At 61.5% G+C, this 20224-nt stretch carries 20 protein-coding genes and 1 rRNA gene; 9 read left to right on the top strand and 12 right to left on the bottom strand.

Annotated elements, in window-relative coordinates:
* Both IAE38_RS04825 and tyrS read right to left on the bottom strand, forming a co-directional pair.
* Nucleotides 1-539 (bottom strand): 16S ribosomal RNA (locus IAE38_RS04825); the annotation flags it as partial.
* A 571-nt stretch (nucleotides 540-1110) separates the two neighbouring features.
* Nucleotides 1111-2310, bottom strand: a complete 1200-nt coding sequence (tyrS, locus tag IAE38_RS04830; RefSeq protein WP_201162043.1) for a tyrosine--tRNA ligase — start codon at nucleotides 2308-2310, stop codon at nucleotides 1111-1113.
* A gap of 211 nt (nucleotides 2311-2521) precedes the next feature.
* Here tyrS and IAE38_RS04835 point away from each other — a divergent pair, with 211 nt between their 5' ends.
* Together IAE38_RS04835 and IAE38_RS04840 are read left to right on the top strand one after the other, a co-directional pair.
* Nucleotides 2522-3943: a peptidoglycan DD-metalloendopeptidase family protein gene (locus IAE38_RS04835; RefSeq protein WP_201216290.1), complete on the top strand. Its 1422-nt coding sequence runs from the start codon at nucleotides 2522-2524 to the stop codon at nucleotides 3941-3943.
* Nucleotides 3944-3947: 4 nt separating this feature from the next.
* A complete protein-coding gene (locus tag IAE38_RS04840; protein WP_201216292.1) occupies nucleotides 3948-5039 on the top strand; it encodes an anhydro-N-acetylmuramic acid kinase in 1092 nt (363 codons plus the stop codon).
* A gap of 59 nt (nucleotides 5040-5098) precedes the next feature.
* On the opposite strand, the gene erpA is transcribed toward IAE38_RS04840, so the two are convergent.
* Together erpA and argC are read right to left on the bottom strand one after the other, a co-directional pair.
* Nucleotides 5099-5449, bottom strand: coding sequence for an iron-sulfur cluster insertion protein ErpA (gene erpA / locus IAE38_RS04845; RefSeq protein WP_028633511.1), 351 nt, complete (start codon nucleotides 5447-5449; stop codon nucleotides 5099-5101).
* Between the two features lie 117 nt (nucleotides 5450-5566).
* The gene (gene argC, locus IAE38_RS04850; protein ID WP_060482847.1) at nucleotides 5567-6601 is read right to left on the bottom strand and encodes an N-acetyl-gamma-glutamyl-phosphate reductase; all 1035 of its coding nucleotides are present in this window, start codon (nucleotides 6599-6601) and stop codon (nucleotides 5567-5569) included.
* Between the two features lie 143 nt (nucleotides 6602-6744).
* On the opposite strand from argC, the gene hemJ reads away from it, so the two are divergent.
* From hemJ to IAE38_RS04875, 5 genes are all read left to right on the top strand, one after another.
* Nucleotides 6745-7170 carry a protoporphyrinogen oxidase HemJ gene (gene hemJ / locus IAE38_RS04855; protein WP_028633513.1) on the top strand — a complete coding sequence of 142 codons (426 nt, stop codon included), beginning with the start codon at nucleotides 6745-6747 and terminating at the stop codon, nucleotides 7168-7170.
* 67 nt (nucleotides 7171-7237) lie between these two features.
* Nucleotides 7238-8020, top strand: coding sequence for an SDR family NAD(P)-dependent oxidoreductase (locus tag IAE38_RS04860; RefSeq protein ID WP_201216294.1), 783 nt, complete (start codon nucleotides 7238-7240; stop codon nucleotides 8018-8020).
* Between the two features lie 64 nt (nucleotides 8021-8084).
* Nucleotides 8085-8423: a histidine triad nucleotide-binding protein gene (locus IAE38_RS04865; protein WP_028633515.1), complete on the top strand. Its 339-nt coding sequence runs from the start codon at nucleotides 8085-8087 to the stop codon at nucleotides 8421-8423.
* A gap of 65 nt (nucleotides 8424-8488) precedes the next feature.
* Nucleotides 8489-9136 carry a 2-polyprenyl-3-methyl-6-methoxy-1,4-benzoquinone monooxygenase gene (gene coq7, locus IAE38_RS04870; RefSeq protein ID WP_060482849.1) on the top strand — a complete coding sequence of 216 codons (648 nt, stop codon included), beginning with the start codon at nucleotides 8489-8491 and terminating at the stop codon, nucleotides 9134-9136.
* Between the two features lie 9 nt (nucleotides 9137-9145).
* Nucleotides 9146-10186: a DUF2157 domain-containing protein gene (locus IAE38_RS04875; RefSeq protein ID WP_201216296.1), complete on the top strand. Its 1041-nt coding sequence runs from the start codon at nucleotides 9146-9148 to the stop codon at nucleotides 10184-10186.
* Nucleotides 10187-10263: 77 nt separating this feature from the next.
* Here IAE38_RS04875 and IAE38_RS04880 read toward each other — a convergent pair whose 3' ends face one another.
* A complete protein-coding gene (locus IAE38_RS04880) occupies nucleotides 10264-10686 on the bottom strand; it encodes an OsmC family protein (RefSeq protein ID WP_004376171.1) in 423 nt (140 codons plus the stop codon).
* A 189-nt stretch (nucleotides 10687-10875) separates the two neighbouring features.
* Between IAE38_RS04880 and crp the strand changes: the two genes are divergently transcribed.
* Nucleotides 10876-11520 carry a cAMP-activated global transcriptional regulator CRP gene (gene crp / locus IAE38_RS04885; RefSeq protein ID WP_201162052.1) on the top strand — a complete coding sequence of 215 codons (645 nt, stop codon included), beginning with the start codon at nucleotides 10876-10878 and terminating at the stop codon, nucleotides 11518-11520.
* Here the strand turns inward: crp and IAE38_RS04890 are convergent.
* The 4 genes from IAE38_RS04890 to IAE38_RS04905 all read right to left on the bottom strand — a co-directional run bounded on the left by IAE38_RS04890 (nucleotide 11517) and on the right by IAE38_RS04905 (nucleotide 14807).
* Nucleotides 11517-12221 carry a lipoate--protein ligase family protein gene (locus tag IAE38_RS04890; protein ID WP_201216299.1) on the bottom strand — a complete coding sequence of 235 codons (705 nt, stop codon included), beginning with the start codon at nucleotides 12219-12221 and terminating at the stop codon, nucleotides 11517-11519. The two genes, crp and IAE38_RS04890, sit on opposite strands and share 4 nt — an antisense overlap.
* Before the next feature lie 103 nt (nucleotides 12222-12324).
* A complete protein-coding gene (gene trpC / locus IAE38_RS04895; RefSeq protein ID WP_201162055.1) occupies nucleotides 12325-13158 on the bottom strand; it encodes an indole-3-glycerol phosphate synthase TrpC in 834 nt (277 codons plus the stop codon).
* The gene (gene trpD / locus IAE38_RS04900; protein ID WP_201162057.1) at nucleotides 13155-14204 is read right to left on the bottom strand and encodes an anthranilate phosphoribosyltransferase; all 1050 of its coding nucleotides are present in this window, start codon (nucleotides 14202-14204) and stop codon (nucleotides 13155-13157) included. The genes trpC and trpD overlap by 4 nt, the downstream gene beginning before the upstream one ends.
* A 9-nt stretch (nucleotides 14205-14213) precedes the next feature.
* Complete coding sequence (locus IAE38_RS04905; RefSeq protein ID WP_060482854.1) at nucleotides 14214-14807, bottom strand: aminodeoxychorismate/anthranilate synthase component II; 594 nt, start codon at nucleotides 14805-14807, stop codon at nucleotides 14214-14216.
* Between the two features lie 366 nt (nucleotides 14808-15173).
* Between IAE38_RS04905 and estP the strand changes: the two genes are divergently transcribed.
* Nucleotides 15174-17054 (top strand): esterase EstP, encoded by a 1881-nt coding sequence (gene estP / locus IAE38_RS04910; RefSeq protein ID WP_201216427.1) that lies wholly within the window; start codon nucleotides 15174-15176, stop codon nucleotides 17052-17054.
* A 92-nt stretch (nucleotides 17055-17146) separates the two neighbouring features.
* Here estP and trpE read toward each other — a convergent pair whose 3' ends face one another.
* The 3 genes from trpE to rpe all read right to left on the bottom strand — a co-directional run bounded on the left by trpE (nucleotide 17147) and on the right by rpe (nucleotide 20178).
* Nucleotides 17147-18619 carry an anthranilate synthase component I gene (gene trpE / locus IAE38_RS04915; protein ID WP_201216301.1) on the bottom strand — a complete coding sequence of 491 codons (1473 nt, stop codon included), beginning with the start codon at nucleotides 18617-18619 and terminating at the stop codon, nucleotides 17147-17149.
* Nucleotides 18620-18688: 69 nt separating this feature from the next.
* The gene (locus tag IAE38_RS04920) at nucleotides 18689-19507 is read right to left on the bottom strand and encodes a phosphoglycolate phosphatase (protein ID WP_201216303.1); all 819 of its coding nucleotides are present in this window, start codon (nucleotides 19505-19507) and stop codon (nucleotides 18689-18691) included.
* On the bottom strand, nucleotides 19504-20178 hold the full coding sequence (rpe, locus tag IAE38_RS04925) for a ribulose-phosphate 3-epimerase (RefSeq protein WP_028633526.1): 675 nt from the start codon (nucleotides 20176-20178) through the stop codon (nucleotides 19504-19506). The genes IAE38_RS04920 and rpe overlap by 4 nt, the downstream gene beginning before the upstream one ends.
* Nucleotides 20179-20224: the final 46 nt, after the last annotated feature.

The raw sequence follows: 20224 nt of genomic DNA on the forward strand, positions 1-20224 counted from the left end.
GCACCCTCTGTATTACCGCGGCTGCTGGCACAGAGTTAGCCGGTGCTTATTCTGTCGGTAACGTCAAAATTGCAGAGTATTAATCTACAACCCTTCCTCCCAACTTAAAGTGCTTTACAATCCGAAGACCTTCTTCACACACGCGGCATGGCTGGATCAGGCTTTCGCCCATTGTCCAATATTCCCCACTGCTGCCTCCCGTAGGAGTCTGGACCGTGTCTCAGTTCCAGTGTGACTGATCATCCTCTCAGACCAGTTACGGATCGTCGCCTTGGTGAGCCATTACCTCACCAACAAGCTAATCCGACCTAGGCTCATCTGATAGCGCAAGGCCCGAAGGTCCCCTGCTTTCTCCCGTAGGACGTATGCGGTATTAGCGTTCCTTTCGAAACGTTGTCCCCCACTACCAGGCAGATTCCTAGGCATTACTCACCCGTCCGCCGCTGAATCAAGGAGCAAGCTCCCGTCATCCGCTCGACTTGCATGTGTTAGGCCTGCCGCCAGCGTTCAATCTGAGCCATGATCAAACTCTTCAGTTCAATACTGCTTGGGTTTTTAAGAAACCCTAAACTTGGCTCAGCAATCTCAAATGACTATGTGATTTCTCGCATGGCCACTTGTGATGCTGATAATCTTTGTGACTATCAGTCCATACTCACAAGCACCCACACGAATTGCTTGATTCGATTTGTTAAAGAGCGTTTGGCTGAGAGCGTTTCGTCTCAACCGAGGCGCGCATTCTACGCTTTCCTCATTTGCTGTCAAGCGTTTATTTTGAAGTTTTTTGCGAGAAACTCGTTTAGCTTCAAACACTTGACTCGCTGCGATCGCTCGTAGCGGGAGGCGAATCATACAGCACTCAAGAGCGCTGTCAACCTTCATCTCAACCGCATTTGATCGGGTGGTCGTAGCGCTTCCAGAAACCCGTTAATCGCTTAACTCATTGAATCCCAAGGAGTTTTGCGTTCCGTTGTCGCTGGAAGTGGGGCGCATTATAAGGGGATTCGAGAGGGCGTCAACCGTTTATTTCATTAAAGTGAAACAAAAGCTGAAACAGCGCCGCCAATGGCGGCGCATCGCGAGCTACGCTCGCTCCTACCTTATAAAAGGTTACTCAGACTTGAGGGTAACTCGGGCGAACGACTTCTTGCCGGCTTGGCACACATGGCTGGCACCCAGGGCAAACATGAAATCACGGTCGACTGCAGCGCCATCAACCTTTACCGCTCCCCCGGCCAGCAGGTCACGTGCCTGCGCCGAGTTCTTCACCAGGCCAGCGCGATTCAGCACGGCAGCAATAGGCAGGCTCTCGGCAGACACCACTTCAACCTCCGGCAGGTCTTCTGGAAGCTCGCCTTCCTTCATACGGTTACCGGCCGCACGGTGGGCATTGGCCGCCGCCTCCTCACCATGGAAACGCGCAACGATTTCCTCGGCCAGCTTGATCTTGATGTCTCGTGGGTTGGCACCCTTTGCCACATCAGCACGCAGCCCCTCGATCTCTTCCATCGAGCGGAAGCTCAGCAGTTCGAAATAGCGCCACATCAAGGTGTCAGGAATCGACACCAACTTGCTGTACATCACCCCTGGCGCTTCCTGGATACCCACATAATTGCCCAGCGACTTGGACATCTTCTTCACGCCGTCCAGCCCCTCGAGCAATGGCATGGTGACGATGTTCTGGGCCTCCTGGCCATAGGCACGCTGCAACTCGCGCCCCATCAGCAGGTTGAACTTCTGATCGGTACCGCCCAACTCGACGTCCGCCTTCAGCGCTACCGAGTCATAACCCTGCACCAGCGGGTAAAGGAACTCATGGATGGCAATGGGCTGATTGGTGGTGTAGCGCTTGTCGAAGTCATCACGCTCGAGCATGCGCGCCACGGTGTATTGCGACGCCAGGCGAATGAAGTCTGCCGGTGACAGGGTGTCCATCCAGGTGGAGTTGAACGCGACCTCGGTCTTGGCCGGGTCGAGAATCTTGAACACCTGCTGTTTATAGGTTTCGGCGTTTTCCAGCACCTGCTCGCGGGTCAGGGGTGGGCGCGTGGCGCTCTTGCCGCTGGGGTCGCCGATCATGCCAGTGAAGTCACCAATGAGGAACACCACCTGATGGCCAAGGTCCTGGAACTGACGCAGCTTGTTGATCAGCACCGTGTGGCCGAGATGAAGATCGGGCGCCGTGGGATCGAAGCCTGCCTTGATGCGCAAGGGCTGACCGCGCTTGAGCTTCTCAACCAGTTCCGACTCGACCAGTACTTCTTCGGCACCGCGCTTGATAAGCGCCAGCTGCTCTTCAACCGACTTCATAGACAAACCCGCAAGGCTCAGATTCAGGGGGAGCCAACCATACAAGATCGGCCGTCAAATACAAGTTCGCAAAGGGATGTGACCCGGACCCGGCATCGCGACGTCTACGCGCCCTTGCGTGAAAATGCTTTTGGTTATATTTTATACAGTTATTTCATCTTCATCATGTCATTCATCTTTTCCATTTCACCTTTTTCAAAGTCCTTAGCCCATGACCAACGAACCGCCTAAAGCGCCTCCGCTTTATCCGAAGACCCATATTCTGGCCGCCAGTGGCATCGCGGCCTTGCTCAGCCTGGCCCTGCTGGTATTCCCCTCCAGCGACGTAGAAGCCAAGAAAACCACCCTTAACCTGGAGCTGGAAAGCCCCGCCGAGCAGCTCAAGGACGAATCGCGCACTGCCCCGTTGGTACAGGCCGAAGGTGAGCAAGGCTCGCCGTTCGCCCAGATCGAAGAGCCGGCACCCAGCACACAGAATGCTGAGCAAAAAGCGACGGCGACCGAGCCCGCCGCACAGGCTGCCAAGGCACCTGGCCACCGCGAGGTGACCGTCGCCAGCGGTGACACCCTCTCTACCTTGTTCGCCAAGGTTGGCCTACCTGCCAATGCCGTCCACGACATCCTGGCCAGCAGCAAGCAGGCCAAGCAGTTCAGCCAGCTGAAGCATGGCCAGGTACTGCAGTTCGAGCTGGACAAAGACGGCCAGCTCGCCAACCTGCACAGCAAAGTCAGCAGCCTTGAAACCATTCGCCTGAGCAAGACCGACAAGGGCTACACGTTCAACCGAGAAATCAGCAAACCGGTCGTACGCACCGCTTATGCCCACGGCGTGATCAAAAGCTCCCTGTCGGCCTCTGCCCAACGCGCCGGGCTTTCCCACAGCCTGACCATGGACATGGCACGGGTGCTGGGCTACGACATCGACTTTGCCCAGGATATTCGCCAAGGCGATGAATTCGACGTGGTCTACGAGCAGAAGGTCATGGATGGCAAAGTGGTCGGCACCGGCAACATCCTGTCGGCGCGCTTTACCAACCGCGGCAAGACCTACACCGCTGTGCGCTACACCAACAAGCAGGGCAACACCACCTACTACACGGCCGATGGCAACAGCTTGCGCAAGGCGTTCATCCGCACGCCGGTAGACTTTGCCCGTATCAGCTCGCGGTTTTCTGCAGGCCGCAAGCACCCCATTCTGAACAAGATCCGTGCGCATAAAGGCGTCGACTATGCAGCCCCTCGCGGCACACCGATCAAGGCTGCAGGCGATGGCCGTATCGAACTCGCCGGGCGCCGCGGCGGTTACGGCAATACGGTTGTTATCCAGCACGGCAACCGCTACAAGACCCTTTACGGGCACATGCAAGGTTTCGCCAAGGGCATCAAGACCGGCGGCACGGTCAAGCAAGGCCAGATCATCGGGTATATCGGCACCACCGGCCTGTCCACTGGCCCTCACCTGCACTACGAGTTCCAGGTGAACGGTGTGCACGTCGACCCACTGAGCCAGAAAGTGCCTATGGCCGACCCGATCGCCAAAAACGAGCGCCAGCGCTTCCTGCAGCAGAGCCAGCCCCTGATCGCCCGCATGGATCAGGAAAAGGCCACGCTGCTCGCTTCCAACAAGCGCTGACAGCATGGCCCTCTACATTGGGGTAATGTCCGGCACCAGCCTCGACGGCCTGGACATTGCCTTGGTAGAACAAGGCGAGCAGCTTCATCTGCTCGCCACCCATTACCTGCCGATGCCCGACGACCTGCGCCAGGCGCTACTCAGCCTGTGCAGCAGCGGGCCCGACGAAATCGCTCGAGCCGCACTGGCGGAAAACCGCTGGGCCACCCTGGCCGGCGAAGGTGTTGCGCAGCTGCTGGCACGTCAGGGGCTGCGCCCCGAGGACATCCGCGCCATTGGCAGCCATGGGCAGACCATTCGCCATGAACCTGCACGCGGGTTTACGGTGCAGATTGGCAACCCGGCGCTGCTGGCCGAGGTCACGGGCATCCGCGTTGTGGCCGATTTCAGACGCCGCGATGTCGCTGCCGGAGGCCAAGGTGCGCCCCTGGTACCGGCCTTTCACGAAACCTTGTTCAGCCACATTGGCCAGCGCCTGGCAATCCTCAACGTCGGTGGTTTCAGCAACCTGAGCCTGATTGCACAAGGCACACCCGTACACGGCTTCGACTGTGGCCCCGGCAACGTGCTGCTGGATGCCTGGGTAGAACGCAAGCGCGGCCAGGCCTACGATGCTGACGGCGCATGGGCCGCAACCGGGAAGGTGCAACCTGCCCTGCTCGGTACATTGCTGGCTGATCCGTTCTTTGCGGGGAGTGGCCCAAAAAGCACAGGCCGTGAGGTGTTCAACCTGCCCTGGCTGGACAGCCACCTGGCCACGCTGCCCGCTTACCGCGACGAAGACGTGCAGGCGACGCTGCTGGAACTGAGTGCGCGCAGCATCATCGACTCGCTGAACAATGCGCAACCGGGTACCCAGGCCCTGCTGGTATGTGGGGGCGGCGCCCGCAACGGCGCATTGATGGCTCGCCTGGCCCAGTTGCTGCCGCTGGCGAAGGTTGCAAGCACAGCCGCCTATGGCATCGACCCTGACTGGGTGGAGGCCATGGCGTTCGCCTGGCTGGCCCATTGCTGCCTCGAAGGGGTTGCTGCCAACCGCCCCAGTGTCACCGCTGCACGTGGGCTACGCATACTGGGCGCCATCTACCCTGCATAGCACCCTGCTGCAGGTAGCAAAACGCCGCGCAATTGCGCGGCGTTTTTTTGCAGCAAACTTCAGATCGAGAAGGAAGAGCCACAGCCGCAGGTGGTGGCGGCATTCGGGTTCTTGATCACGAACCGCGAACCTTCCAGGCCTTCCTGGTAGTCCACTTCGGCACCCGCCAGGTACTGGAAGCTCATCGGGTCAACCACCAGCGACACCCCTTCGCGCTCGACGATGGTGTCATCTTCGGCGACATCTTCATCAAAGGTGAAACCGTACTGGAAGCCCGAGCAGCCGCCACCGGTGACGAATACACGCAACTTCAGGCGGTCATTGCCTTCCTCGGAAACCAGTGTCTTCACCTTTTGCGCAGCGCCGTGGGTAAATTCCAAAGCCGTGGGGGTGAAGGTTTCGACGCTCATGTTGATTCTCCCGGCGTGGTAGCCGCCATAAAACTCGATGGCGGCTATTATCCGCTTTCCCGAGAAAATCGGTCAACAATAGCAAGCGTCACCCTGCCGCTTGCCATTCATCACGTGTCAGGGCAACAGGCCGGCATGGCCAAGGCCCATACGCTCGTCCAGGCCGAACAGGATGTTGAGGTTCTGCACCGCCTGGCCGGAAGCACCTTTGACCAGGTTGTCGATGACCGACAGCACCACCACCAAGTCGCCACCTTGTGGCCGGTGAACGGCGATGCGGCAGACGTTCGCACCGCGCACGCTGCGGGTTTCCGGGTGGCTGCCGGCGGGCATCACGTCGACGAACGGTTCGTTGGCGTAGCGCTTCTCGAACAGTGCCTGCAGGTCTACCGACTTGTCGGCAACCGTGGCGTACAGGGTGGCATGGATGCCGCGGATCATAGGGGTCAGGTGGGGCACGAAGGTCAGGCCGATGTCCTTGCCCGCAGCCAGGCGCAAGCCCTGGCTGATTTCTGGAAGGTGGCGATGGCCCTTGACCGCATAGGCTTTCATGCTCTCACCGGCCTCGCAGAACAACGAGCCCACGGCCGCGCCACGGCCCGCGCCACTGACACCGGACTTGCAGTCGGCAATCAGGCGGGTCTCGTCAGCCAGCCCCGCCTCCAGCAATGGCAAGAAACCCAGCTGGGTGGCGGTGGGGTAGCAGCCAGGCACCGCAATAAGGCGTGCCTGGCGAATCTTGTCGCGGTTCACCTCAGGCAAACCGTACACCGCATCTGCCAGCAACTCCGGGGCGCCGTGGGGCTGGCCATACCATTTGCCCCATTCTTCAGCGTCCTGCAGGCGGAAGTCTGCCGAAAGGTCGATCACCTTGGTGCCGGCAGCCAGCAGTTCACCCGCCAAGGCATGGGCCACACCGTGTGGCGTAGCGAAGAACACCACATCGCAGGCACCCAGCGCCTTGCTGTCAGGCACGCTGAATGCCAGCCCGTCGTAATGACCGCGCAGGTTCGGGTACATGTCCGCCACTGGCAAGCCTGCCTCGGAGCGCGAAGTGATGATCGCCACTTCCGCCTGTGGGTGCTGTGCCAGCAGGCGCAACAGTTCGACGCCGGTGTAACCCGTGCCGCCGACGATACCGACCTTGATCATAACGCTTGCCCCTTATCAACGAGTCGCCTGGAAAAGTCACGATGATAGGGGCGCGATGCGTCTGTAACAACTCTTCGGGTGCCCCTGATGACACTTGGGCACTACTATCTGACGACCGTGAATACCCTGAAGGAACCACCTCGATGCTCTATCTATGGATCAAAGCGCTGCATATCGTCAGCGTGGTCTGCTGGTTTGCCGGCCTGTTCTACCTGCCACGGCTGTTCGTGTACCACGCCCAAAGCCAGGACAGCGTCAGCCAGGACCGTTTCGTGACCATGGAGCGCAAGCTGTACCGGGGCATCATGAACCCGGCGATGATCGCCACGTACGTGTTCGGCATCTGGATGCTCTACCTCACGCCGGGCTGGCTCAGCCAAGGGTGGCTGCACGCCAAGCTCACACTGGTAATCCTGCTGACCGGCTACCATCACATGTGCGGCGCCCAGCGCAAACGCTTTGCCAGCGGCAGCAACACCCGCAGCCATGTGTACTATCGCTGGTTCAACGAAGTGCCTGTGCTGTTTCTGCTGGCTATCGTGATCCTGGTGGTGGTCAAGCCCTTCTGACGCAAAACGCAACGCCAGGCACCACAAGCTGTACACTACGCGCCCTCTTCAGCCCCAGGAGCCTTGCATGACCCGTTACGCCATGATCACCGGTGCTTCCAGCGGCCTGGGCCTGGCCCTGGCGGAAGCCCTGGCAAGGCGTGGGCGCAACCTGATCCTGGTGGCACGCCACCGAGAAACGCTGGAGCCGGTGGCTATCGAGCTGACCCAGCGTTTTGGCGTTGAAGTGCTGTTGCGCGCCTGCGACCTCAGCCAGCCCCTGCGCCTGTCGGGCTTCGTGCTGGAACTCGAAGAAGGCGAGCGGCGCATCGACCTGCTGGTCAACTGCGCCGGCCAACGCACCTACGGGCCGTTCCTGGCCCACGAGTGGGCAGACGAGCAGGACCTGCTGGAAGTCAACGTTCTTGCCCTGAGCCGCCTGTGCCACGCCATTGGCAACCTGATGGCGGTACAGGGCGGTGGCCAGATCCTCAACGTGGCCGGCCTGGCGGGTGTTGCGCCCGGCCCCTGGCTTGCTGCCTATGCCGCCAGCAAGGCGTATGTCATGAGTTTTACACTGGCCCTGCGCGAAGAACTCGGGCGCACCGGCATCAAGGTTTCGGTGCTTTGCCCAGGCCCGGTGCGCTCATCACGCCGGCACATACCCCGCCTGGATGGCAAGGCCCGGTGCATCAGCCCTGAGGAACTGGCGCTGTACACCGTACGTGCGCTGGACAAGAACCGCGCAGTGATCATGCCGGGCCGGCGCAACCGTTGGCTGGCATTCGCCCCTCGCCTGCTGCCGCGCTGGCTGGTGCGCAAGCTGGCCGGGGCCATCCACAGGCGCTATTGCCCGGCTGGCATGGAATAGCCACTGGGCGAGCGGCGCACGGCTGAGTACACTCGGGCCGGACCTTCACCATGGAGCAAGTGCTGTGGACGATTTATTCATCAAGATCATCAACCGGGAAATCCCGGCAAAGATCATCTACGAGGACGACCAGGTTCTGGCGTTCCACGACATCGCCCCCCAGGCGCCGGTGCACTTTCTGGTCATTCCGAAAAAGCACATCCGCACCCTCAACGACCTGACCGAGCAAGACAAGGGCCTGGCCGGCCACATCCTGTTCACCGCCCAGCGTCTGGCCAAGGAGCTAGGCTGCGAAGAGGGTTTCCGGGTGGTCATGAACTGCAATGAGCAGGGCGGCCAGACGGTGTACCACATCCACATGCACGTGCTTGGCCAGCGCCAGATGAACTGGCCGCCGGGCTGATCCACGGCAAGCGACCCTGATGCTATTGGGGTAAACTGTCGGGCACATTCTTGCGGAGGTGCCCGATGGCTACCGAACGTCACTATTCCCCGCTCGACCGCTTGTTGCTGCAGGCCGATACCGCCATGCGCACCTTGCTGCCTTTCAGCGGCCAGCCGTCCCGGCCTTCACCGGCCATCATCCAGCCCGACGTCGACCTCGATGCCCAACAGGCGCGCCATGTTGCCGGGCTGATGCGCATCAACCACACCGGTGAAGTCTGTGCTCAGGCGCTGTACCAGGGCCAGGCCCTGACGGCGAAACTGCCGGAAGTGCGCAAGGCCATGGAACACGCTGCAGAAGAAGAAATCGACCATCTGGTGTGGTGCGAGCAGCGCATTCGCCAACTCAACAGCCACCCCAGCGTGCTCAACCCCCTTTTCTATGGCATGTCGTTCGGCATTGGCGCACTTGCCGGGCTGGTCAGCGACAAGGTCAGCCTGGGCTTCGTCGCCGCCACCGAGCACCAGGTGTGCAAACACCTCGACCATCATCTCCAGCAGATCCCTGCCGATGACCAGAAATCCCGGGCGATTCTCGAGCAGATGCGCATCGACGAGGAACAGCACGCCGAAACCGCACTTGAGGCGGGCGGCTACCGCTTCCCGGCGCCCGTACGCTTTGGCATGAGCCTGCTGGCCAAGGTCATGACCAAGAGCACCTACCGTATCTAAAGGGCAGGCATGACCGAACGCTTCCAAGCAACGGACCTGGCACGTGCGGTTGAGGCCGGGGTTCTGCAACCCGGCCAGGACCGGGCGCTGCTGGCGTTTCTGCGCCAGCAGCCGGCCGCTACCGGCAACCTGCAACTGGCGCACACGGCGTTCTACTTCGGTGCCCTGTTGATCATGGCGGCCATGGGCTGGCTGCTGAATGAGGCCTGGTTGCGCGTGGGTGACGGCGCCTTGTTGCTGGTCGCCAGCCTCTACATCTTGTTCATTACCCTGTTTGCACTCAGGCTGCAGCGGCGGGCACAACCGGTGGCGGCCGGCGCACTGGCAGCAGTGGCGGTCAGCATCGTGCCCCTGGCGGTTTTTGCCGTCGAACGCCTTCTGGGTTGGTGGCCGCTGGAAGACACCCAAAGCAACTATCACCAGTACTACACCCATGTTCAGGGCGGCTGGCTGTTGATGGAGGCCGCAACCATCCTGGCCGGGCTGCTGATGCTGCGGCTTGTGCCCTACCCTTTCATCGTGATGCCGATTGCCGTGGCGCTGTGGTTCATGTCGATGGACATGAGCGAGTGGTTCTTCGGCTCGCCGTTCACCTGGGAGCAGCGCCGTGAAGTGTCACTGTGGTTCGGGTTGGCGACCTTACTGGTGTTTCTGGTGGTAGATGGCCGCACCCGGCAGGATTATGCCCACTGGGGTTATCTGGCGGGCCTCGCCGCGTTCTGGGGAGGGCTGACGCTGGTGGATAACGGCAGCGAATTGGGCAAGGCCGTGTATTGCCTCATCAACCTCGTACTGATCGCCATGGCCGTGCTGCTGCGCCGGCCGGTGTTCATGGTGTTCGGCGCGCTGGGCGTGGCGACCTACCTGGGGTACCTGGCTTACGAGGTATTTGTCGACTCGTTGCTCTTCCCGGTCGTACTGACCTTGATCGGGCTGGGGGTGATCGGCCTGGGGTTGTTTTACCAGAAGCGGCGTGAGCGGTTGAGCCAGTGGATGCGGGGAAGGTTGCCGGGGTGGGTACAGGTGGCCCTGCCAGCGCTGCGCAGCTGATGGCACGGGTCACCCCGCCAAATCAAGCCGTCACGTACAGTTCTGCCAGAGCCGGCGATGTAACCCAAAAACCTGCTTCAACCGAGCTCTACAATTTCGTAGCCATGGGTAATCTCGACCCCGGCACGCTCTAGCATGATCGATGCAGAGCAATACTTCTCAGCGGACAACTCAACCGCCCGTTTAACCTGGGCTTCCTTCAGCCCGCGGCCTTTGACCACGAAGTTCATGTGGATCTTGGTAAAGACTTTCGGGTCTTCGCTGGCACGTTCGGCCTCAAGGAACGCTTCGCAGCTTTCCACTGCCTGACGCGACTTCTTGAGGATGCTGACCACATCGAAGCTGCTGCAGCCGCCCAGGCCCAACAGCAGCATTTCCATCGGCCGCACACCCAGGTTGCGACCACCCGCCTCGGGCGGGCCGTCCATCACCACGACGTGGCCGCTTCCCGATTCGCCGAGGAACATTGCCTCACCGGCCCACTGGATACGTGCCTTCATCTGCCTGGACTCCTGAATTCAAAAAAGGGTGTCAGCTTAGACCTTGTGCAGCCGCGGGAAAAGTACATGAAGCACCGGTTTAATACCGAAACATTTTGTAAGCGTCTGATAAGCTGGCGCCAAATGACTGGCGCCTTCGCCGGCTTGCTGTTGTAAAAGCCTATGGGTCGTATCGAACAGGATTTCGTGATGGTTGCTTCTGCCACAACCCCCAAGCTCAAGAACATCGACAGGCTGCTGGCGCACTGTCAGCGCCGCCACTACGCCGCCAAGAGCAACATCATTTGCGCCGGTGATCGAGCAGAGACGCTGTCGTTCATCATCAAGGGTTCGGTCACCATCCTCATCGAAGACGACGAAGGCCACGAAATGATCATCGCCTACCTGAACAGTGGCGACTTTTTCGGTGAGCTGGGCCTGTTCGAACCCGGGGGAGCCGAACAACACCGCAGTGCCTGGGTCAGGGCCAAAACCGAGTGTGAAGTGGCAGAGATCACCTATGGCAAGTTCCGCGAACTGGCACGCCAGGACCCGGACATGCTCTACGCCCTCGGCAGCCAGATGGCCCAGCGCCTGCGCAACACCACGCGCAAGGTAGGCGACCTGGCCTTTTTCGACGTCACTGGCCGGGTTGCCCGCTGCCTGCTTGAGCTGTGCAAGCAACCCGACGCCATGACCCACCCCGACGGCATGCAGATCAAGATCACCCGTCAGGAGATCGGCCGCATCGTGGGGTGCTCAAGGGAAATGGTTGGCCGCGTCCTGAAAGACCTCGAGGAGCGCAGCCTGGTACAGGTCAAGGGCAAGACCATGGTGGTGCACGGTACCCGCTAGGTTTTGGGGACATCGGCCAGCACCTTGGCATACGCCTGGGACAACCGTGCGAACCACGGCGCTTCGGGCGCCACTTCATGCAGCGCAATATGCGCATCGGCACGGCAGCGCTGTTCAAGCTCACAGCACTGGTTGAACCGATTGACGGCAGCCACCATCGATTCGCGCTCGTTGTCCAGCAGCAGCGCCCCGTGCACCAGCACCACCGGGCGCTTGCCCGCCAGGCTCTGCCGCCAGCGCTGGGCGGTACCGACCAGCTTGCGGCCGTTGAGGTTGACGTTGTAACGGCCGTCGCAGAACGCGCCTTCAATTTCCCCCACCGAGGCCACACCGCCCCACTCACGTAGCACGTCGCACAACGGCAGGCATAGACGCTGATAGGCGTTTTCGATGCGGCCGTGGTCGCCTTCACTACGAGGAGCGGGGTAAACCAGCGCGATGTTCACAGTGGAATGCGATTGAGGCACTGGTTCACCGCCGGTCTCGCGCAGCAGCACCGGCCAGCCGCCAATCGCCAGTTCTGCGCAGGCGGCCTCGAAGTGTTGCAGCCGGCTCATACGACGGGGCATGACCAGCGCATGGTCCGTCGGGCGCCAGAACAGCACGCCACTTTCACGTTCGCCGCGGCACACTGCCCCCAGCAGTTCCTGCTCGGCGTGCAGGCCTTGTTCCACAGTCAGGGCAAGGGGTTGATCGGTCATTGATCCACCTATGATCGTTTCTTCGCTGCCTTCAAGGCCTGCCCCGGAAGCGGCAATGGCAGGGCCTGTAAAAAAGCCGGCAGTTGCGCCGGCTTGTTTTTGCTCAGTCCAGTTGCTGAACGGTTTTCTTCACCTGCTCGGGGAAGAACAGACGCTGCAGCTCAAGGCCCGGCTGCTCGGCCCGCATGAACGCCTCGCCCACCAGGAACGAGTAGACGTCGTTGATTTCCATCAGCTCGACGTCGGCACGGTTGAGGATACCGCTCTCGGTGATGGCCAGGCGGTCGCGAGGAATACGCGGCAGCAGGTCCAGGGTGGTCTCCAGGCTGACCTCGAAGGTGTGCAGGTTGCGGTTGTTCACCCCTACCAGCGGTGTGTCCAGGGTCTTCAGGGCACGCTCCAGCTCATCGCCGTCATGCACCTCCACCAGTACATCCAGCCCGACGTCTTTGGCCGTGGCGGCAAGTTCAGCCATTTTTACATCATCGAGCGCAGATACGATCAGCAACACACAGTCGGCGCCCAAGGCACGGGCCTCGACGATCTGGTACGGGTCGACCATGAAGTCCTTGCGGATAACCGGTAGCGACACGGCGGCGCGAGCTTGCTGCAGGTACTCATCGGCGCCCTGGAAGTAATCCACATCGGTCAGCACCGACAGGCAGGTGGCACCACCCTTCTCGTAGCTGACCGCAATCTCGGACGGCACGAATACCTCACGGATCACGCCTTTGCTGGGCGAGGCTTTCTTGATTTCGGCAATCACCGCCGGCTGCTTGCGCTTGGCCTGCTCGATCATGGCATTGGCAAAACCGCGGGGGGCATCTGCTGACTTGGCCAGCACTTCCAGCTCGGCAAGGCTCACCCGAGCCCGGCGCTCTGCCACTTCCTGAAATTTGCGGGCGATGATCCGTTCCAGCACCGTTGGCACACTCATGCTTCGTTCTCCACCTTGAATACCGCCGTAAAGGCGCCCAGCTCCTGCATTTTCTCCCAGGCCAGCCCCGTGTGCAGTACATCGCTGGCCAGTTCCACGCCAGCCTTCAGGCTCATGGCATGGTCGGCTGCATAGAGCGCCGCACCTGCGTTGAGAACGATCATTTCTGCAGCCTTCTGGCCGTTCTCGGTCTTGCGCCTGCCGAGGGCGTCACGAATGAGCGCCAGCGAAGCCTGCGGGTTTTCTACGGCAAGGCCATGCAGACTCTGGCTCTTCATGCCGAGGTCTTCAGGCTCCACCCAGTACTCGGTGATTTCGCCGTTTTTCAGTTCCGCCACGAACGTGGGGGCGGCCAGGCTGAACTCGTCCAGGCCGTCCTTGGAATGCACCACCAGGACATGCTTGCTGCCCAGGCGGTGCAGCACTTCAGCCAGCGGGCGGCACAGGGCCTGGGTGAACACCCCGACTACCTGGTGCTTCACTCCGGCCGGATTCGTAAGCGGGCCGAGCATGTTGAACAAGGTGCGCAGCCCCAGGTCGCGGCGCGGGCCAGCGGCATACCTCATAGCAGTGTGATGGCTTTGCGCAAACATGAAGCCGATGCCCAGGCTGTCGATGCAACGGGCGACCTGCACAGGCGTGAGGTTCAGGTAGATGCCGGCTGCCTCCAGCAAGTCGGCACTGCCGCTTTTACCCGAAACGGCCCGGTTGCCATGTTTGGCCACCGTGCACCCCGCCGCCGCCAGCACGAACGACGAAGCGGTGGATACGTTGAAAATGTTGGCGCCATCACCGCCTGTGCCAACAATATCCACCACGCCATCAAGATTCTGCAGTTCGACCTTGTCGGCCAGTTCGCGCATCACGGAAACGGCGCCGACGATTTCATCGATGCTCTCGCTCTTCATGCGCATGCCCATCAGGAAGGCGCCAATTTGCGCCTCGCTGCACTGCCCGGTCATGATTTCGCGCATGACACTGCGCATTTCTTCGGTGGTCAGGTCCAGGTGGCCGACGATACGGCTCAACGCGCTCTTGATATCCATATTCGATCCTTAGCGGTGGCCGCCAGTCTGCTTGAGGAAGTTGGCGAACAGCTCGTGCCCTTGTTCGGTCAGTATCGACTCAGGGTGGAACTGCACCCCTTCAACATTCAGCGTCTTGTGGCGCAGCCCCATGATTTCATCCACCGAGCCGTCTTCGAGGGCCGTCCAGGCGGTGACTTCCAGGCAGTCTGGCAGGGTGTCGCGCTTGACCACCAGCGAGTGGTAGCGGGTAACGGTCAACGGGTTGTTGAGGCCGGCAAACACACCGAGGTCACGGTGGTAGACCGGGCTGGTCTTGCCATGCATCACCTGGCGCGCGCGCACTACATCACCACCGTAGGCCTGGCCGATGGACTGGTGCCCCAGGCACACACCCAGAATCGGCAGCTTGCCGGCAAAATGCAGAATGGCCTGGATGGAGACACCGGCCTCGCTCGGCGTGCAAGGGCCGGGGGAAACGACGATGCGCTCAGGCTGCAGGGCTTCGATCTGGGCGATGGTCAGCTCGTCATTGCGAATGACCTTGACCTCGGCACCCAGCTCGCCAAGGTACTGCACGACGTTGTAGGTGAATGAGTCGTAATTGTCGATCATCAGTAACATCGGGTTAAACCTCTTGAATCTACTGACTTCATAATTCGAACCTTCCCACACCTGTCGCAGGCGCGGCTTCGCCACAAAGGGCTGATACAGGAAGGCAAACAGGGACGGGCCGGGCAGGCCGGCAGGGGATAAAGTCAGGCGCGCCAACGCCAACGGGCGTGGGCCTTGATTACGCGCATCAAGAGTTTGCTGACGATCAACACAGGGTAGGTCTCGCTCATACGTTCGGGCACAGTAGCCTACCGGGGCGGCGGGCGCAATACGCCCGTAAACACTGGGAAACGAATGGACTTCGGAGCGATGCCCGCCGATTTGCTAAGGTCGATGGGGCTCCCCTGATAAAAACAAAGAAAAGGATGTTCCATGATGCGAAAACCCGCACTGCTGCGCCTCACCCTCAGCACCTTGGCCCTGGCCTGCAGCCAGGCATTCGCCGGCCCATCGCCCTACTCCAACCTGATCGTGTTCGGCGACAGCCTCAGCGATGCCGGGCAGTTTGGCGGCATGCGCTTCACCAACCGTGACGCCAACGGCAACTACGCACCCGTGTCGCCGATGATCCTGGGCGCACACCTTGGCGTGAACCCGGCAGCCCTTGGCCCTTCCACCTCCCCGCTCAACCAGGCCGTAGGCCTGCCTGACGGAAACAACTGGGCGGTAGGCGGTTACACCACGCGGCAAATTCTGGACTCCATCACCACCACCTCGCAGACGGTGATCCCGCCAGGGCGCCCAGGGGCCGGTCAGTTGCTGCGGGAAAAACCGGGTTACCTGGCCAACGGCCTGCGCGCGGCCCCCAACGCACTGTATTACCTCACCGGCGGAGGCAACGACTTCCTGCAGGGGTTGGTCAACGGCCCTGCTGATGCCGTGGCAGCCGGCGCCCGGCTGGCCGCCAGCGCCCAGGCCCTGCAGCAGGGGGGCGCGCGCTATATCATGGTCTGGCTGCTGCCTGATCTAGGCCAAACCCCCAACTTCAGCGGCACGCCGCAACAAAACCCGCTGTCCCAGCTATCCGGCGCGTTCAACCAGTCGCTGCTCAGCCAGCTCAGGCAGGTGGACGCGCAAGTCATTCCCTTGAACATTCCGGGGCTGCTGAGCGAAGCCCTGGCCAACCCCAACGCGTTCGGGCTGGCCAGCAACCAGAACCTTGTCGGCACCTGCTACAGCGGCGAAGGTTGCGCAGGCAACCCCGTGTATGGCCTCAATGGCACAACACCCGACCCGAGCAAATTGCTGTTCAACGATGCGGTACACCCCACCATCGCCGGCCAGCGGCTGATTGCCGATTACGCCTACTCGCTCATCGCCGCCCCGTGGGAGATCACCCTGCTGCCCGAGATGGCCCACGCCAGCGTGCGTGCCCATCAGGATGAACTACGCAACCAGTGGCAGGCGCCCTGGCAGGCCGTTGGCAAGTGGCAACCCTTTGTTGCCACAGGTGCCCAGGACCTGGATTTCGGTAGCCAACCTGGCGCCGCCAGCGGTGATGGCCGCGGCTACAACCTGACCGTGGGCGCCAGCTACCGGCTCGACAATGCCTGGCGCCTGGGCCTGGCCGGTGGCGCCTACCGACAGAAGCTGAAAGCGGGGGCACAGGACTCTGACTACACGCTGGACAGCTACCTGGCCAGCGCATTCGCCCAGTACCGCCAACACCGCTGGTGGGCAGACGCGGCATTGACTGCCGGCCACCTGAACTACGGCGACCTCAAGCGCACCTTCGCCCTGGGTACCCATAACCGCAGCGAAAAGGGCAACACCGATGGCGAGACCTGGGCCGTGTCTGGCCGCGTCGGGTACAACCTGGCCCCAGACAGCAGCCGCTGGCAGCTGGCACCGTTCGTCAGCGCCGACTATGCACGGGTGAAGGTGGGCGGTTACGACGAGAAGAGCGGTCGCTCAACGGCGCTGGCCTTCGATGACCAGGACCGTACATCACGGCGCCTGGGCGTCGGTTTGCAGGGTAGCCTGCAGGTAATGCCGACAACGCGGTTGTTTGGCGAGGTGGCGCAGGAGCACGAATTCGAAGATGACCAGCAAGACGTGACGCTGCACCTGACGGGGCTGCCTGCCAACGACTTCACCTTGGCTGGGTATACCCCAGCCAGCAACCTGACCCGGGTTGGCCTGGGTGTCAGCCATGAAATCGTGGCAGGCGTGCACCTGCGAGGCAGCTATAACTGGCGCAAAAGCGACGAGCAGAAACAGCAGGGCCTAAGCCTGGGCGTTTCTGTCGACTTCTAACCTAGCCGCGAACGTAGCCTGCGATCTGCCTTGCGTGAACTTCAGAAGGCGGATCGCGAGCTTTGCCCGCGCCTACAAGGCCGAGCGTGTGGTCAGTTCTGTTCGGCCAGTGCGACGGCGCGGAACATCGCCCGGCGCTTGTTGATGGTTTCTTCCCACTCCAGTGCCGGCACCGAGTCGGCAACGATGCCGCCGCCCGCCTGCACATGCAGTTCGCCGTCCTTGATCACCGCCGTACGGATGGCAATGGCGGTGTCCATGTTGCCGTTCCAGGCGAAATAACCGACTGCGCCGCCATAAACGCCACGCTTGACCGGCTCCAGCTCATCAATGATTTCCATCGCCCGGATCTTCGGGGCCCCCGACAGGGTGCCTGCCGGCAAAATCGCCCGCAGCGCGTCCATGGCTGTGAGGCCTTCGCGCAACTGGCCGGTGACGTTGGAAACAATGTGCATCACGTTGGAGTAGCGCTCGATCACCATCTTCTCAGTCAGGCGCACGCTGCCGGTGGCGGCCACGCGGCCCACGTCATTGCGGCCCAGGTCGATCAGCATCAGGTGCTCGGCGATTTCCTTGTCGTCCGACAGCAGGTCATCTTCCAGTGCGCGGTCCGCGTCTTCGGTTGCGCCACGCGGGCGGGTGCCGGCGATGGGGCGCACGGTAACCAGGTTGTCCTCGACCCGCACCAGCACTTCCGGCGAGCTGCCCACCACGTGGAAGTCACCGAAGTTGAAGAAGTACATGTAAGGCGTTGGGTTGAAGCAGCGCAGCGCGCGGTACAGGTCGATGGGCGCTGCCTTGAAGTCGATCGACATACGCTGCGAGGGCACGACCTGCATGCAGTCGCCGGCCAGGATGTACTCCTTGATGCGCCCGACAGCGTTTTCGTAATCCTCGCGGGTGTAGCTGGAGCGGAACTCGGGCTCTGCCGCCGGTGGGCCGCTCAAGTCCAGGCCACGGCGCGGGGTGATGGGCTGGCGCAAGGTTTCGAGCAAGTCCTGCAAGCGGGCATTGCCCTGTTCGAAGGCGTGCTCATTGGCCGGGTCGACCAGCACGATGGCGTGCATCTTGCCGGCCAGGTTGTCGAACACCACCACCGCATCAGACACCATCAGCAGAATATCCGGCACCGCCAGCGGGTCCGGGTTGGGGCTTGCACCCAGGCGTGTTTCCACGTAGCGCACGCAGTCGTAACCGAAGTAACCCACCAGGCCGCCATTGAAGCGCGGCAACCCCGGAATGTCGGCCACCTTGTAACGGTCCTTGAATGCCTCGACGAAGGCCAGCGGATCTTCGACCTCATGGCTTTCGACCTCAACGCCGTCCTGCAGGATGCTGACGTGATAACCGTGCACCCGCATCACTGTGCGCGAAGGCAGGCCGATCATGGAATAACGGCCCCACTTCTCGCCGCCCTGCACGGACTCAAGCAGGTAGGAGTTAGGCTGATCAGCCAGCTTCAGGTAGATCGACAACGGCGTGTCGAAGTCGGCCAGGGTCTCGCAGGCCAGGGGGATGCGGTTATAGCCGGCTGCAGCCAGGCGCAGGAATTCTTCGCGGGTCATGAGTAGCCTCGTGGCATAAAGCTTATGGTCGGGCAAACGGATGGGCCGGCACGCGCCGGCAGGCAGAAGTCAGGCGCGCCAACGCCAGCGGGCCAGGGCCTTGATGACTTTCATCCAGAATTTGCCGGTAACCGCCACGGGGGACTCTCTGTCGTGTGAGGCTTGAAGGTCCGCCAACGTTATCCCAGTGGCAGGGTCTACGCAACCGGGCAGCAGTGCGCGCAGGTCATCGATCACCAGGCTGGGGGACTCTTCACCGATCGGCCGCCCATGGTTGTAACCATAGGTAAGGCCAACACTCTGCACGCCAGCGGCCTTGGCCGCCTGCACGTCGCTGCGCGAGTCGCCAACAAACAGCGACTGGCGCGCGGTCACGCCCGCCATCTGCATCACAAACAGCAGCGCCGCAGGGTCGGGCTTCTTCTGCGGCAGGGTGTCGCCACCGATGATCCAGCGGAAGTAGCTGCCGATCTTCATCTGGTCCAGCAGCGGCCCGACAAAACGCTCGGGCTTGTTGGTGATCAGCGCCATCTCCACGCCGCGCTTGCTCAACCAGCGCAGAGTGTCTTTTACGCCTGGGTAGACCTGCGTCAGCGCATGGCTGTCGGCGTAGGCCTCCATGAACAACGCCAGAGCCCGTTCGGCCAGTGCATCATCTACCGAAGCATGATCGATGCCTCCGGCCAAGGCGCGGCGCACCAGCACCTGCGCACCGTTGCCCACCCACTGGCGCACGGCAGCAAGGCCGGCCGGGGGGCGGCCGAGTTCGAGCAGCATGCGGTCGACAGCGGCCGCCAGGTCTGGCACAGAATCGATCAGGGTACCGTCCAGATCGAACATCACCAGCCTGGGCAGCGTCCCCGGGAACAGCTGCTCGAAGCCGCTCATGGGCGGGCCTGAGCCAGTTCGCTGCGCATCTGCGCGATCACCTGTGCGTAGTCCGGGGCATTGAAAATGGCAGAGCCGGCGACGAAGGTATCGGCACCTGCTGCAGCAATTTCACGGATGTTGCCCACATTGACCCCGCCGTCGATTTCCAGGCGGATATCACGGCCGCTGGCGTCGATCAGTGCACGGGCTTCACGCAGTTTGTCGAGGGTGCCGGGGATGAACTTCTGCCCGCCAAAACCCGGGTTGACGCTCATCAGCAGCACCATGTCGACCTTGTCCATCACATACTTCAAGGCATCCAGGCTGGTGGCCGGGTTGAACACCAGGCCAGCCTTGCAGCCGCCATCCTTGATCAGTTGCAAAGAGCGGTCGATGTGCTGCGAGGCTTCCGGATGGAAGGTGATGTAGCTGGCGCCGGCTTCGATGAAGTCGCCGATGATACGGTCGACCGGGCTGACCATCAGGTGCACGTCGATAGGCGCGGTCACGCCATACTTGCGCAGGGCGGTACACACCATCGGGCCGATGGTCAGGTTGGGGACATAGTGGTTGTCCATGACATCGAAGTGGACGATGTCTGCACCCGCAGCCAGAACCTTGTCGACATCCTCGCCCAGACGGGCGAAATCGGCAGAAAGAATGGAGGGGGCAATAGCGTAGGGCTGCATGGCGCACCTGTTGGCAGAATCACGGTGGCGCGCATTGTAACTCAGG

Source organism: Pseudomonas sp. S32 (genome assembly GCF_016648095.1).
GTDB lineage: Bacteria > Pseudomonadota > Gammaproteobacteria > Pseudomonadales > Pseudomonadaceae > Aquipseudomonas > Aquipseudomonas parafulva.